Here is a 14,592-nt window from a genome sequence, read left to right as displayed (position 1 = left end):
GCACAGCAGTGCCGCTTGTAGCTCGACCGAAGGCAGAACTGCAAAACGAGCGGCGCCGTTTTTGGGACGAACGGAGGAAGACGTCATTCGTCTTGGACGCTTTCATCTTGGCTGCTTTTGAATACCTGTTGCCGTGACGCTTGGCGCGCGGCGCGGCAACGTTCATACCATTTGTCAGGCTTTTGGCGCACATGCCCATGTGTCGTGCATCTTTTTATGTAGGATAGACAAGTTACACATGAGGCAAGGTGATTCGAATGGCATATGGATACAATGACGGCGACCAACGGCCACAAAGCGTGCGCCTTGCCGGCCGCACCACGCCAACGCCCAGAAGCACCTCCGACAACGACAACCCGCAGCGCCCCCAAGAGCAGCTCGGGGCTTCTTCGCGGCAACAAAGCCGTACCGTGCAGCAGTCAGACCGAATGAGTACGAGCACACGCCAACGCCAGACCGACACATCGCAGCCACGCCGCTACGATCGCCGTAAGACCGACTACTACGTTAAGCGCTCCTTTTCGCGACCTCAACGCGATCGCGGCAATTCCGCCCCTCGCCCCGCGTCGCACACCACAAGTCACGCGCTTCCGGCCCGCCGCCTACGCCTTGCGTTTTGCTCCATCGCCGCCTGCCTCGTCTTTGTGTTTTTGGGATCCTGTATCTCTCACGGATCAGCCGGTCTCGAGCCCACTGCCGAGGACAAGCTGCTTAAAGCTCCCGTCGCGCCCGGTTACTCCTTTGCGTTCTCGACCCCACGCTCGCAATGGCAGGCCGGCACCATGCCCCACATCTACCAAATTGACCCCGCATGGTCGGAGCTGCCCTATGCCGGTGGCACTATTCGCGAAAACGCTTGCGGTCCCACTTGCCTCACCATGGTCTATATCTTTAAGACCGGCCACACCGATAAGACGCCGGTCGATATATGCGCACTGGCCGAAGCCGGCAACTACGCCCCCACTGGTGCCACCGAGTGGTCGTTTATGACAAGCGGTGCGTGGCAGCTAGGGCTCAACGGAACACAGCTCTATAACGATCGCGAATCGATTACCCAAGCACTTCGCTCGGGTGTGCCCGTCATCGCCGCAGTGCGCCCCGGTACGTTTACCAACGTAGGCCACTACATCGTGCTCTACGGCATCGACGATGCCAACCAGATTGGCGTCTACGACCCCAACTCGGCCAGCCGCAGCGCCCGCCGCTGGGGCGTGGTGGAGGTCCTCAACGAAGTCGAAGCCATGTGGGCCTACTACTAGTCATTGGGGACAGACTTAAATGAGTGGTCATTGGGGACAGTCTTACGGACGCCGGCCGAGAGCAGACGAAAAGGGCCATCCCGAACTGCTTGGAACTGCCAGCACGGAAAGCGCATCCTGCTTTGGGGCCCAATAGCGGGATGCGCTTTCCGTTAGCGGCCCGTTTGGGAAACTAGGGACCGCTTTTCGACAAAAATCCGGGATGCATTTTCCGATTGAGGGCCTCAAGGGAAACCGCACCCCATGTTGGACGCTCATTCTGGGATGTGCTTTCCGCAGTTGATCGATGCGGCCTTTAAGGACTGTCCCAAGCTGCCGGCAGGAAAGGAACGTCCCCAAGTGCCGGGTTTCCGCAGCCTGCAATGCTCCTCATGAACAGCCGCCTCAATAACAAAAGCCCCCGCGGCCGAAGCGGACCGCGGGGGCAACAGACCTGCAAGAGTTAACTCAAGTCCTCGCCATTTGATGCAATGACCTTTTGGTACCAGCAGAAGCTGTCCTTTCGGTAGCGATCGAACGTGCCTTTGCCCATATCATCGGCATCAACATAAACAAAGCCATAGCGCTTCTTCATCTGCCCCGTCGAGGCCGACACCAAATCGATACAGCCCCACGGCGTGTATCCCATCAGGTCAACACCGTCCTCGACAATTGCATCGCGCAGCGCAAGAATATGCCTTCGCAGGTAATCAATATGATACGCATCGTGGACTTTGCCGTCTTCCAGCGCATCGAGCCCGCCCACACCGTTCTCGGCGATAAAGAGCGGAAGATGGTAACGATCGTGGTAGCCGGCAAGCGTCACGCGCAAACCCAGCGCATCGATCTGCCACTTCCAGGCAGTCTCTTTATCCTTGAGGTACGGATTGCGCAACGTCGGGAACACGTTGCCCTCCGCCTTCTCGGCGATCACCTGATCATCGGCGCACACCAAGCGCGAGCAATAGTACGAGAACGAGATGAAGTCGACCGTATGCTCTGCCAGATACTCCGTATCGCCCGGCTCAAAGGGCACGTGAACACCCTCTTTCTCGAGTGCACGCAGCTTCCAAGCAGGATAGGCGCCCGCAGCCATCACGTCTGTGTAGAAGTAGCGGCCGCGGTCCTCCTCATACGCAAGCCATACGTCCTCGGGCGCACAACGGTACGGATAGGTCGCACCGGCAGCGACCATGCAACCCACCTTGTTTGCGGGATCGATCTTGTGCAGAATCTCGACAGCGCGAGCGCTCGCCATAAACATATGGTGCGAGAACGCCGCGGTCACGGCTGCACGGTCACGCTCATCCTCGAGCGTGACACCCGCGTTGAGATAGGACAGCGCCACGCTGTTGATCTCGTTGAACGTAAGCCAATAACGCACGAGGCCCTGGTACGCGCGTCCGACGGTCTCGACGTAGTGCGCATACCGCTCGATCATCTCTCGGCTTTGCCAGCCACCATAGCGCTCGACCAGAGCCAACGGATAGTCGTAGTGCGACAGCGTCACAAGCGGCTCGATTCCATGCTCGCGCAGCGCCTCGAATACCTGACGGTAAAACTCCAAGCCCTCGCCGTTGGGCTCGGTCTCCATCCCTGTGGGAAAAATACGGCTCCAGCAAATTGAAAGACGCAGGCACTTAAAGCCCATCTCGGCAAAGAGCTCGACATCCTCGTGCCAATGATGGAAGAAGTCGTTGCCCCAGCGGCATGGATACAGCCTGTCCGGATCGTCCACGGGCTTTTGCCTGCCAAACATTACATCCCAGCGGTCGGAACCCTGTGGGATCAGGTCGGAGTGCGACATGCCGCGGCCGCCCTCGTTCCAGCCCCCTTCGGCCTGGTTGGCGGCGAGGGCACCACCCCACAAAAAGCCCTCGGGCATACCGGCGGCAGACGTTCTGTCAAAGTAACTCATGCTACTCAGCATCCTCGGCAGAAGCTGCCGCGGCGTTCTCCTGCTCCTGAGCCAGGAGCTGGTTATCGTACACCTTAAAGAACGGGTACCAGACCACAGCCATGACCACGATCAAAACGATCGTAAACACCCAGATGCGCGGGTCGAGGCACTGGACAAAGCCCTGAACGAAGATGGGGAACGTGCCGCTCACCAAGATGTAGAAGTTAGAGACAAGACCCAGTGAGACCGCACCCCAATACAGCAGGGCCGAGATCATGCCGCCTAGCACAAACGGAATCATGAGGATCGGGTTGAAGATGATGGGCGCGCCGAAGATCGCGGGCTCGGAGATACGGAAGAAGCTCGGCACGATCGATGCCCTGCCAAATGCCTTGAGCTGCTGCGACTTTGCCCTAAACGCGCAGAGCGCCACAAAAGAGAACGTATTACCCGTGCCGCCGATGAGGTTGATGGCCAACGACATGAGCGCCGGGTGGAACTCAAGCGGCTGCCCGGCAGCATAGAGCGAGGCGTTGGCGGCAAAGGCGGCAAGCGTGACCGGGGCGGTGATGGGCATTACGATCATGTTGCCGTGGACGCCAAAGCACCAAAACAGCAGCGTCATGAAGCAGATAAGCAGTGCGCCGGGCACAGAGTCAACTGCGACGGAAAGCGGGGCAGCGAGCAGCTTCTCGATAACCGAGGGGATGGACAGCGCGGGATCGATCATCTGGATCAGCAGGTTGCCGCCAAAGAAGATGAGGATGTTGGCGAGCATAGGTACGATGGCGCCAAAGGTTTCGGACAAAAACGGCGGCACGCCATCGGGCATCTTGATGGTGATGCCCTTGGTCTGGCAGAAGCGCGTGACCTCGACGGAGACCAAGGCAACGATGATGGCGGTAAACAGGCCCTGCGCACCCAGATAGGTGCAGGGGACCGCCTGGAGCACGGACTCGTCAGCAAGCTGGTAGTAGGACGACGGCGCCGCGGCGATCAGGAACATCACCAGCGAGGTCATGCCGGCGTTAAGCTTGGGCATCTTGTAGGTGCCCGCCAGGTTATAGGCAATTGCGAACGTCACGATCACCGACAGTATGCCCATCGTCATGTTGAAGGGAATGAGCAGCGTGAGCTTATTGGCCGTGGCAAAATCGAGCCAAGGGCCAAAGACGGACCAGAACCCGCCCTGCGCCACCAGGTCGGCCGTGACCGGCGGGTTGGCGAGGATCATAAAGACGGCAGATACCAAGATGAAGCTGATCGCGCTCATAAAGCCCTTTTGCATGGAGGCAAAGTGGCGCTCGGTGCCGCAGAAATTGGCGATAGGGGTCAGTTTTTCCTGAAGCAGGGTCATGAACTTCTCCATGGTTGCCTCCTAACCCAACAGCGACTGGGCGAGTGCCAGCACGTTGGCGGCGTTGCCCATGCCGTAGTCCTGTGCGGGGATGACCGCGGTCGGCTTACCGCTCCCCTGCTTGACGGTGTTGAGCTGGTAGGACACCTGCGGCCCCAAGAGCAGCACGTCATAATTGGCGCACGTCTCCTGATACTCGCCGATACCCACCGCATCGATATCGAGCTCGATGCCGTTTTGCTCCGCATATTTCTCGAGTTTCTTCATCAGAATGCTTGTAGACAGACCAGCTGCGCAAACAAGAAGGATCTTCATAAGGGATTCCCTTCGCATTGATTGGTTGGATAGTCACCGCACGCCGCTAGGCGTTCTTGGTTGCAGTGCGCTCATACAGGCAGATCAGCTCCTGCACGAGCTCCTGAGCAAGCATGGAGCACATGAGGTGGTCCTGAGCATGGACCAGCAACACATCCACCGACAGATGCTCGCCCGCTGCCTCAGTCGAAAGCAGCTGCGTTTGGATGTGGTGAGCCTTGATTCCCGCATCCTTTGACTGCTTCATGAGTTTGGCGGCGGCGTCAAAATCCCCCGCCTTTGCCTTTTCAAGGGCTTCGAAGGCAAGGCTGCGTGCCTCTCCCGCTGCAGCGACCAGCTGAAACGAAACCATCTCGGTTCCCTGATCGTCCATAACGGTCTCCTCTCCCGTGATGTTTGGTTTGTACTTGAATATTCGAAACGCCTATCTCCCGCCCGCAATCCTCGAGGTTTATTGCAGGTAGACTGACAGGGTCATCGACAAAAGAAGTCTTAAGCCGTATGCGCTTGCACAAGCGCCATCAGCTCATGCCAGGACCGGCGCTCGCGTAGGCGCTCGACCCCCTGGCGGTCCATAAAGATCTCGGCGAGCAGTGAGCTCAAGATCCGCGCCTCATCGCCGCCCGACCGGGCAAACGACACCATAAAGACGATATCGACCTCATGGCCGTATTCGTCCCAAAGAATGGGATGTTCGAGCAGGCCCACGGTAACAAAGGCCTCGGCGCTCAAGGGATGCATCCCATGGGGCATGGCTACCCCATTGCCAAACGAGGTGGCGCTCGCGCTCTCGCGCTCGGCGACCTCTTGGGCAAACTGGGCATCGACACGGCCGCTCTCGACGGCGCGCTCGGAGAGATATCGGAGAACGGCCTGCTTCGACGACGCCTCAACGCGGTTGAAGAACAGGGCACGGCTAAAGAAAGAGCTCACGGAGTCCGATTGCGCAGTGTCGTCGCTCAGCACCTTGCGGATAGCGTTGACATCGCTCGTCTCCAAGAAGAAATCGGCCTCGCGGACGGGCACGGGCAACTTGACGTTGAGCGGCACCGTTGTGAACACGTAGTCGATATGCGAAAAATCGAACGTTCCCACGCGGGCGACATCGCATGTCTCAATCGAATCGATATACATGCCAAACTGCTTGCGGTACTGGTGCTCGAGCATACGGGCGCTTCCCGCTCCCGAGGCGCACACGATCAGGATGCGTTTGCGACGCGGCTGGTCGGCTTGCTGCTCGAGGGCCAGGGCAAATGCCATGGCGATGTAGCCGAGCTCTTCATCAGAGGGCTGGCTGCCAAAATGACGCTCGAGTACCTGCGAGGTGCCAGCTGCCATCGAATAGGCCAACGGAAACCTCGTCTTGATATCGGACAGCATGGGGTTATCCATATGCATGTGATATTCAAGGCGATAGCCCAGAGGGCCGATATGCCGAGCAAGGTTCATGCGAAGTTCAAGATCGCCGCTAAAGTCAAACCTAAACTCATCGTTGACCGCACGTACCATCTCGGAAGCAATCTCCCACATCTCGTCCGAGATAACGGCAGAGCCCTTCTCGGGCACGCCCGTGCCCCTGCCGAGCAAATGGATTGCGATAAAGGCAACCTCTTCTCGGGGCATGCTCACGCCCAGGGCATCCTTGATGTTTGCGGCAATCTGGAAAGCCGCGGCGTATTCGCGCGTTCCCTCCAGTTTTTGAACGTCCGATTCTGCAGCTGGGACATAGCAGCCCTGCTCGATGCGGCCAAGAGCAATGTAAAGATGCATGATGAGATTGCGGGATGCCAGCGAGCTCACCGTGACGGGCGAGGCCGTCAGAGCATCGTCCACACATGCGGCGATGGCCCGCAGGCGCTCGGCGAGCTTTGCATCGTCGGTGTCGGGCAACACGGGCCTCACCAGCGAGGCCAGGCACAGGCGCCGCTGCGACTCCCCGCCCGCAACGCGGATTCCGTAGCGTGGGCGCTTTTCGAGCGTTAAGTCAAATTGGGCGAGTTTCTGCTCTACCAGACGCATGTCATTGGACAGAGTTCGCGCCGAAACGTAGAGTAAATCCGCATACTCCTCAATCGTCACCCACTGGGACCGCATGAGGAGGTCGTTAAGAAGGAAGGACACACGGCCGTCGCGCGTATCAGGAATGCCCGGATGGGCCAGAGCCGCACCGTCTAGCAAGCGAGCAAGCTCATCTGCACGTGCAACATCGATACGATACTGCCCCTTGCTGCCAACGATGCGTGCAACCCCTGCAAGGTTGTCGTTTGCGCGATGGATATAGTTTCTCACGGCGCGCTCGCTTACCTCGAGACGCTTGGCAAGTACCGCGACAGCGACAGGCTGAGCGTCCTCGATCATATTTACAAGCTGCTTGACGCGAGCATCCATGTCCTCCTCCTTTCCCTGCGTCTAGTCTAACGCGGTAAAGAATGACACTCCACGTCGCGCTCGTTCCGCCAACTCGGAACAGGTTGCGGGGAGTCCAGCCGAACTTATAGGGAGCACGGAGAAAGGGCCCGAAAGCCATGTGCCGGTGTGAGATGCGCTTTCCGCAGTCATTGGGGACAGACTTAAATGAGTAGTCGTTGTGGACGTTCTTGTTTGACTAGTCGTTTAAGAACGTCCCCAATGACTAGGTGAATAGCAAAAGCCCCGCAGTCGGAGCGGACCGCGGGGCTCATGAAGAGAGGCTAGTTTGTGGGCGCTTTGCCTGGCGCCCACGGGAGAGGCAACGGAGTAGGGGCTACTCGTGGATGCGGGTACCGGAGAGGCCGGCCATGGTCTCGGCGGCCTTGTCCAGGGCGCCGATGATGCAGGTGCGGCCCTTGCGGGAGCGGGCGAACTTGATGGCGGCGCGGACCTTGGGCTCCATGGAACCCTTGCCGAACTGGCCCTCGTCGGCCAGGCGCTCGGCCTCGTCGGCGGTGAGGTCCTCGAGCTCCTCCTGGTTGGGCTTGCCGAAGTTGATGGCGACATGCTCGACGGCGGTCAGCAGGAACAGGACGTCGGCGTCGCAGTCCTCGGCCAGCAGCTCGCCGCCCAGGTCCTTGTCGATGACGGCGGGAACGCCCTTGTAGCAGCCCTTGTTCTCGTAGTCGCGGACGACGGGGATGCCGCCGCCACCGCAGGCGATGACGATGAACTCGTTGTCGAGCAGGTTGAGGATGGAGTCGGCCTCGACGATCTTCTTGGGGTCGGGGGAGGCGACGACGCGACGCCAGCCGCGGCCGGAATCCTCGACGAAGACCTTGGAAGGATCCTCGGCCATGAACTCCTTGGCCTGCTCCTCGGTGTAGAAGGGACCGATCGGCTTGGTCGGATTCTTGAACGCGGGATCGTCCGGATCGCACTCGATCTGGGTGACGACGGTTGCGGCGTGCCAACGCTTATAGCGCTTGTGCATCTCGCGGCCGATGCCCTGCTGCAGGTGATAGCCGATATAGCCCTGAGACATGGCGCCGCACTCGGGCAGCGGCATCTCGGGGGTGCCGATGGCGTCGTGGGCAGCGGCGAAGGCGTTCTGGATCATGCCGACCTGCGGGCCGTTGCCGTGGGTGATGATGATCTCGTTGCCCTGCTCGATGAGGCCGAGGAGGGCGTGGGCGGTGTTGCTCACGGCCTCGATCTGCTCGACGGGGTTGTTGCCGAGGGCGTTGCCGCCGAGGGCGACGACAATACGATCGGGCTTGCCAAGAGGCTTAGACATTGCTGGAATCCTTTCTGTAAAAGGCCTACAACCCATTAATAACTCGTGTCCGTGCGATACGCGAGTTTATTAAGGTTTATATTCCTGTTATCCCTCATTTTATTCATTTTGAAAATAGTTGAACGGTGAACGGTCGTTTTTACCCGCTCAGCGTAAAGAACCCCAGCTCACGCATATCTACGCCATTTACGTGCAACTTTATTTAAATAGAGCAGGGATTAGACCAGATTATGCAAACTATATCTTTGCTAAACACAAAACGGACAGCGCAAAATCTTACTCGCACTATACGAGATTCTATGCACTTATAAGACGAGTATGCACCCCTGCAAAAACAAGGGGCTTTTCATCCAACAAAAGGGATAGCCAATCGCGCTTCACTTTGCGGCAAGCGACTGTGAGTTTGCAGTATGGAACTTTACCGTCGGGTATTGCATGAACGCCGCTGATGCCCTTTCGCTCCTGCCCACTCAAGCAGCCGAGAACGCTAACGGCGTCCCCAGCGTTTTCGCATGGCACCGCGCCGACTCGATGGCTTTGAGACCTAAGCGAATCTTTGCTATCTGCCAATTTTTGTATGATTAGAGCCAAATCTATCTGCCAATTTTTGTATGATTAGGGCAAATCTATTTGCCAATTTTTGTCATTTGGGGGTTTTAATGCTACGCCGTAAGGTCACTAATAGGCTTTTGAACTGGAAAAATAACTCTCATAAGGCATTGCTTGTTACCGGTGCGCGTCAAATTGGCAAGAGCTATGCGATTCGCGCGTTTGGTAAAGACAACTACGCGTCGTATTTTGAGGCCAATTTGCTGCTCGATACCGAGGCAAGAGATGTGCTCATTGGCGCTAAGAACGCCGTTGACTTTATCAACCGCGTGGCCCTTCTTGCGGATGCACCGCTTGTTGAGGGAGATACGCTTATCTTTGTCGATGAAATACAGGAGTATCCGCAGATCGTCACGCTCATGAAGGCGCTGGTCGAGGACGGGCGCTTTAGCTATGTCTTCTCGGGGTCTATGCTTGGGACTGAGTTTAAGGGGATCTCTTCTTTCCCGGTGGGGTATGTCGAGCACATTGTTATGCGGCCAATGGATTTTGAAGAGTTTTGTTGGGCAAACAGCATCAGCGAGAATGTGCTTGCAGACATCCGCAGCTGCCTTGTCGAGAGGCGTCCCGTCGAAAACTATATTCATGAGGCGATGCTCAAAAACTTTAGAGCTTATATCGTTTGCGGCGGCATGCCGGAGGTCGTACAGAACTATATCGATTCGGGTTATTCACTCGTGAGGACGCGTGAGCTTCAAATTCAGCTGGTCGATCAGTACAAAAGCGATATCTCTAAATATGCATCGACTCGAGCGTTTAACGTTCGCGCGATTTTCGAACAAATTCCCGTTCAGCTTGAGGCGGAGTCCCATCGCTTTGTTGTTTCATCCCTGGGCGAGGGGGCTCGCCTTCAAAAATACGAGCAGGATTTCCTATGGCTGGTGAACGCGGGCGTCGGTTTGATGGTCGCCCAGGTGACGGAGGCCCGGAGTCCTCTTAAGAGGACAGAAAGGGCGACCGCCTTTAAACTATACGAGTCTGATACAGGCATGCTCGCATCACGGTATCCCGGCAGCACGGCACGCGCTGTCTACCTTGATATGAAAACCCCCAACCTCGGCGGTCTCTATGAGAACGTGGTCGCGCAGGAGCTTGTCGCCCTTGGAACTGATGCATGGTACTACCAGACACGCGAGGTCGGCGAAGTTGACTTTGTGATCGAAGGCACCCGTGGGCACGTTGTCCCAATCGAGGTCAAATCGGGCAAGAAGGTTCGAGCCCATGCGGCCCTCGACCGTCTGATGAGCGTGAACGAATACAAAATCCCCGAGGCCGTTGTGCTAAGCCACGAGAACCTCAGCAAAGAGGGCAAGGTCCTGTACGTTCCAATCTATATGACATTCTGCCTCGATGAGTTTATGGAAAAGGACGACCCCAACAACGATTTCTCGTTTGCACCCATATCCCTCTAGGCCATCTGGGTCCGCAACTAGGTCCCCCTCTATGCCCAAAGCAGCGCGTGGTTTCGCGGCAAAGCCGCGAAACAGTGACCGGGACAAGGCACCCCACCAACCACGTCCTTCATCAGCCCACACAATCTGAGGACGTAGTCGTAGCAGGATCTGAGGGCTGACCTTCGCGGACACTCCGCAGGACGAAAGAACCCCCGCCGCACGTAGTGCGCAGCGGGGGTTCTTTCATGTCCGAGGACGTCCGCGAAGGTCAGCCCTCAGATCCTGCGGTGGGAGACCTAAGCCTCGTTGTACACCGTCTTGAGCTTCAGCAGGTGAGCGTAGCGATCCATAGCGGCCTGCTCGTTCTCCTTGAAGAGCTCCTCGGCGCGCTCGGGGAAGGAACGCGTCAGCGAAGCGTAACGGGCCTCGTTCATCAGGAACTCCTGATAACCGCCCGCGGGCTCCTTGGAATCGAGCGAGAACTTCTTGCCGGCAGCAGCCTCGGGGTTGAAGCGGAAGAGGTTCCAGTAACCGCACTCGACAGCCTTCTTCATCTCGGCCTGGCAGTTCTGCATGCCGCCCTTCTTGATGGAGTGCATCTCGCAGGGGCTGTAGCCGATGATGAGGGACGGGCCGTCGTAGGCCTCGGCCTCGTGGATGGCCTTGAGGGTCTGAGCCGGGTTGGCGCCCATGGCGACCTGCGCCACGTAGACGTAGCCGTAGCTCATGGCAATCTCGGCCAGGGACTTCTTCTTGGTCACCTTACCGGCAGCGGCGAACTGAGCGACCTGGCCCAGGTTCGAGGCCTTGGAGGCCTGACCGCCGGTGTTGGAGTAAACCTCGGTGTCGAAGACAAAGACGTTGACATTGTGGCCGGAAGCCAGGACGTGATCCAGACCACCGAAGCCGATGTCGTAGGCCCAACCGTCGCCGCCGAAGATCCAGAAGGACTTCTTGGTGAGGTAAGCCTTGTCGGCGAGGATTGCCTTGGAAGCCTCGCAGCCGCACTTCTCGAGCTCGGCAACGTAGGCAGCGGCAGCGGTCTTGGAGGCCTCGGCGTCGTTGACAGAGTCAATCCAAGCCTGGCCGGCAGCCTTGAGCTCGTCGGACGGACCATCGGCGGCGATGATCTCCTGGGTGGCGGCAATCAGCTTGTGCTGAACAGCCTCATAGCCCACGGCCATGCCCAGACCGTGCTCGGCATTGTCCTCGAACAGGGAGTTGTTCCACGCCGGGCCGTGACCGTCCTTGTCCTTGCAGTAAGGAGCGGTGGCAGCGGGGTTGCCCCAAATGGAGGAGCAGCCGGTGGCGTTGGAGATGAACATGCGGTCGCCGGCGACCTGGGTCACCAGACGTGCATAGGCGGTCTCGGCACAGCCGGCGCAGGAGCCAGAGAACTCCAGGTAGGGCTGTTTAAACTGGCTGCCCTTAACGTTGGCCGCGATGAGCTCCTTCTTCTCGGAGACGTTCTCGACCATGTAGTCCCAAACGGGCTGCTGGTCCATCTCCTGCTCGGTGGGAACCATCTCGAGGGCACCCTTGGGGCAGACCTTGACGCAGTTGGTGCAGCCCATGCAGTCGAGCGGGGACACGGCCATGGTGAACTTCATGCCCTTGGCCTTGGGGCCCATGGCGTCGAGCGTGCGGGTAGCCTCGGGCGCGGCGGCAGCCTCGTCCTCGGTCATCGCGAACGGACGGATGGTGGCATGCGGGCACACATAGGCGCACTGGTTGCACTGGATGCACTTGGTCTCGTCCCAGTGAGGAACGACCACGGCGACGCCGCGTTTCTCGTATGCGGAGGCGCCCAGCTCAAACTGGCCGTCGGCGCAATCGACAAAGGCGGAAACGGGCAGGCTGTCGCCATCCATGCGATCGATGGGCTCGAGCAGGTTCTTGACCTGCTGGGCGATGGCAGACTTGGTCTCCTCGGAGAGCTCGACGGGAGCGGCATCCTCGGCAGTTGCCCAGTCGGCCGGAACCTCGAACTTACGGAAGGCGGTAGCGCCGGCATCGATAGCCTTGTGGTTGGCGTCGACGATGGCCTGGCCCTTCTTCATGTAGGACTTGGTAGCCGCGTCCTTCATGTACTGCAGGGCGTCCTCGGCGGGCAGGACCTTGGCCAGCGCGAAGAAGGCGGACTGGAGCACCGTGTTGGTGCGCTTGCCCATGCCGACCTTGGCGGCCAGGTCGATAGCGTCAATCAGGTAGACGTTGACGTTGTTGTTCGCGATGTAGCGCTTGGCCACAGCGGGCATGTGCTCGGCGAACTCCTCGTCGCTCCACTGGCAGTTGACCAGGAAGGTACCGCCCGGCTTGACGTCGCGGACCATCTTGAAGCCCTTGACGATATAGCTGGGGTTATGGCAAGCGACAAAGTCGGCCTTGGTCACGTAGTACGGCGAGCGGATCGGGGAATCACCAAAGCGCAGGTGCGAGACGGTGACGCCGCCGGTCTTCTTGGAGTCATACTGGAAGTAGGCCTGAACGTACTTGTCGGTGTGATCGCCGATGATCTTGATCGAGTTCTTGTTGGCGCCGACGGTACCGTCGCCACCCAGACCCCAGAACTTGCACTCGATGGTGCCGGGGGCTGCGGTGTTGGGCGCATCCTCGGCCTCGGGCAGGCTCAGGTTGGTCACGTCATCGACGATGCCGATGGTGAACTCGCGCTTGGGCTCGTCCTTCTTGAGCTCCTCGAAGACAGCGAACGCGGACGCGGGAGGCGTGTCCTTGCTGCCCAGGCCGTAACGGCCGCCGACGACCTTGATACCCGTCTTGCCGGCCTCGTAGAGAGCGGAGACGACGTCCTGGTAGAGCGGCTCGCCGATGGAACCCGGCTCCTTGGTGCGGTCCATGACGGCAATCTTTTTGACGGTCTCGGGGAGAACGTCGACAAAGTGCTTGATGGAGAACGGACGGAACAGGCGAACCTTGACCAGGCCGACCTTCTCGCCGTGAGCGTTGAGGTAGTCGATGACTTCCTCGAGCACGTCGCAGAAGGAGCCCATGCACACGACGACGCGATCGGCATCGGGAGCGCCGTAGTAGTTGAACAGGCCGTAATCGGTGCCGAGCTTCTCGTTGATCTTCTTCATGTAACCCTCGACGACGGCGGGAAGCTCGTCGTAGACCTTGTTGCAGGCCTCACGGTTCTGGAAGAAGATATCGCCGTTCTCGTGGCTGCCGCGGGTGTGCGGGTGCTCAGGGTTGAGCGCGTGATCGCGGAAAGCCTGGACGGCGTCCATGTCGCACATCTCGGCAAGATCCTTGTAGTCCCACATGGCGACCTTCTGGATCTCGTGGCTGGTGCGGAAGCCGTCGAAGAAGTTAAGGAACGGGGTCTTTCCCTCGATGGCGGCAAGGTGAGCCACCGGCGAGAGGTCCATGACCTCCTGGACGTTGCCCTCGGCGAGCATGGCGAAGCCGGTCTGACGACAGGCCATGACATCGGAGTGATCGCCAAAAATGTTCAGGGCGTGGGAAGCGACGCAACGCGCGGAGACGTGGAAGACGCCCGGGAGCTGCTCGCCCGCGATCTTGTACATGTTCGGGATCATCAGGAGCAGGCCCTGAGAAGCCGTGTAGGTGGTGGTCAGAGCACCGGCGCCCAGCGAACCGTGAACGGTACCGGCTGCACCTGCCTCGGACTCCATCTCGACGACCTTGACCGGGGTGCCAAAGATGTTCTTGCGACCCTGGGCCGCCCACTGGTCGACATGGTCGGCCATCGGGCTGGACGGCGTAATGGGATAAATTCCCGCTACCTCGGTGTACGCATACGAAACATATGCGGCCGCCTCGTTGCCGTCCATAGACTTAAACTTACGCGCCATATACCCCTCTCCTCTCATATAGGTATACAGGCCCCGGCGATTGCCGGGATGTTGGCGTGATGGGATTTTCGCTGTTGCTTCCAATCATCTGGCAGGCAGACTGAGCAGCAGGCACATGGCGTGGAGAGAAGGCATGCCAAGGCGAGGAGGGCTGCACGCGCTCCACAGGCCCAGCTACCCGTCTTGCACATGACCGAGCGCCGCAAAGGCCGCATGCCGGATGCTCCCGGGCACGCC

General features: G+C 58.9%; 9 protein-coding genes. 2 read left to right on the top strand and 7 right to left on the bottom strand.

What is annotated here, in order from left to right; all coding sequences use genetic code 11:
• Window positions 1-257: 257 nt before the first annotated feature.
• The gene (locus ACGHEN_RS01225) at window positions 258-1,259 is read left to right on the top strand and encodes a C39 family peptidase (RefSeq protein WP_390396680.1); all 1,002 of its coding nucleotides are present in this window, start codon (window positions 258-260) and stop codon (window positions 1,257-1,259) included.
• A 442-nt stretch (window positions 1,260-1,701) separates the two neighbouring features.
• Here ACGHEN_RS01225 and ACGHEN_RS01220 read toward each other — a convergent pair whose 3' ends face one another.
• From ACGHEN_RS01220 to arcC, 6 genes are all read right to left on the bottom strand, one after another.
• The gene (locus ACGHEN_RS01220) at window positions 1,702-3,156 is read right to left on the bottom strand and encodes a family 1 glycosylhydrolase (protein ID WP_255413168.1); all 1,455 of its coding nucleotides are present in this window, start codon (window positions 3,154-3,156) and stop codon (window positions 1,702-1,704) included.
• 1 nt (window position 3,157) lies between these two features.
• Window positions 3,158-4,507, bottom strand: coding sequence for a PTS sugar transporter subunit IIC (locus ACGHEN_RS01215; protein WP_195361524.1), 1,350 nt, complete (start codon window positions 4,505-4,507; stop codon window positions 3,158-3,160).
• A gap of 9 nt (window positions 4,508-4,516) precedes the next feature.
• Entirely contained in the window at window positions 4,517-4,810 is a 294-nt protein-coding gene (locus ACGHEN_RS01210) for a PTS sugar transporter subunit IIB (protein WP_117648560.1), read from the bottom strand.
• A 46-nt stretch (window positions 4,811-4,856) separates the two neighbouring features.
• On the bottom strand, window positions 4,857-5,183 hold the full coding sequence (locus tag ACGHEN_RS01205) for a PTS lactose/cellobiose transporter subunit IIA (protein WP_117757821.1): 327 nt from the start codon (window positions 5,181-5,183) through the stop codon (window positions 4,857-4,859).
• Window positions 5,184-5,302: 119 nt separating this feature from the next.
• Complete coding sequence (locus ACGHEN_RS01200) at window positions 5,303-7,198, bottom strand: BglG family transcription antiterminator (RefSeq protein ID WP_195445069.1); 1,896 nt, start codon at window positions 7,196-7,198, stop codon at window positions 5,303-5,305.
• A 355-nt stretch (window positions 7,199-7,553) separates the two neighbouring features.
• A complete protein-coding gene (gene arcC / locus ACGHEN_RS01195; protein ID WP_006235166.1) occupies window positions 7,554-8,516 on the bottom strand; it encodes a carbamate kinase in 963 nt (320 codons plus the stop codon).
• A gap of 689 nt (window positions 8,517-9,205) precedes the next feature.
• Here arcC and ACGHEN_RS01190 point away from each other — a divergent pair.
• Window positions 9,206-10,537, top strand: a complete 1,332-nt coding sequence (locus ACGHEN_RS01190) for an ATP-binding protein (protein ID WP_390396673.1) — start codon at window positions 9,206-9,208, stop codon at window positions 10,535-10,537.
• Between the two features lie 278 nt (window positions 10,538-10,815).
• On the opposite strand, the gene nifJ is transcribed toward ACGHEN_RS01190, so the two are convergent.
• Window positions 10,816-14,355 carry a pyruvate:ferredoxin (flavodoxin) oxidoreductase gene (gene nifJ, locus ACGHEN_RS01185; RefSeq protein ID WP_390396671.1) on the bottom strand — a complete coding sequence of 1,180 codons (3,540 nt, stop codon included), beginning with the start codon at window positions 14,353-14,355 and terminating at the stop codon, window positions 10,816-10,818.
• Window positions 14,356-14,592: the final 237 nt, after the last annotated feature.

It is taken from the genome of Collinsella sp. i06-0019-1H4, assembly GCF_042849575.1.
Classification (GTDB): Bacteria; Actinomycetota; Coriobacteriia; order Coriobacteriales; family Coriobacteriaceae; genus Collinsella.
Note: the sequence above shows the minus strand (reverse complement) of the source record. Positions and strands in the feature narration are given on the sequence as shown.

Coding starts and splice junctions, on each gene's coding strand:
- ACGHEN_RS01200 (WP_195445069.1), bottom strand. CDS start 7,198: ATGGATGCTCGCGTCAAGCAGCTTGTAAATATGATCGAGGACGCTCAG.
- arcC (WP_006235166.1), bottom strand. CDS start 8,516: ATGTCTAAGCCTCTTGGCAAGCCCGATCGTATTGTCGTCGCCCTCGGC.
- ACGHEN_RS01215 (WP_195361524.1), bottom strand. CDS start 4,507: ATGGAGAAGTTCATGACCCTGCTTCAGGAAAAACTGACCCCTATCGCC.
- ACGHEN_RS01205 (WP_117757821.1), bottom strand. CDS start 5,183: ATGGACGATCAGGGAACCGAGATGGTTTCGTTTCAGCTGGTCGCTGCA.
- nifJ (WP_390396671.1), bottom strand. CDS start 14,355: ATGGCGCGTAAGTTTAAGTCTATGGACGGCAACGAGGCGGCCGCATAT.
- ACGHEN_RS01220 (WP_255413168.1), bottom strand. CDS start 3,156: ATGAGTTACTTTGACAGAACGTCTGCCGCCGGTATGCCCGAGGGCTTT.
- ACGHEN_RS01225 (WP_390396680.1), top strand. CDS start 258: ATGGCATATGGATACAATGACGGCGACCAACGGCCACAAAGCGTGCGC.
- ACGHEN_RS01210 (WP_117648560.1), bottom strand. CDS start 4,810: ATGAAGATCCTTCTTGTTTGCGCAGCTGGTCTGTCTACAAGCATTCTG.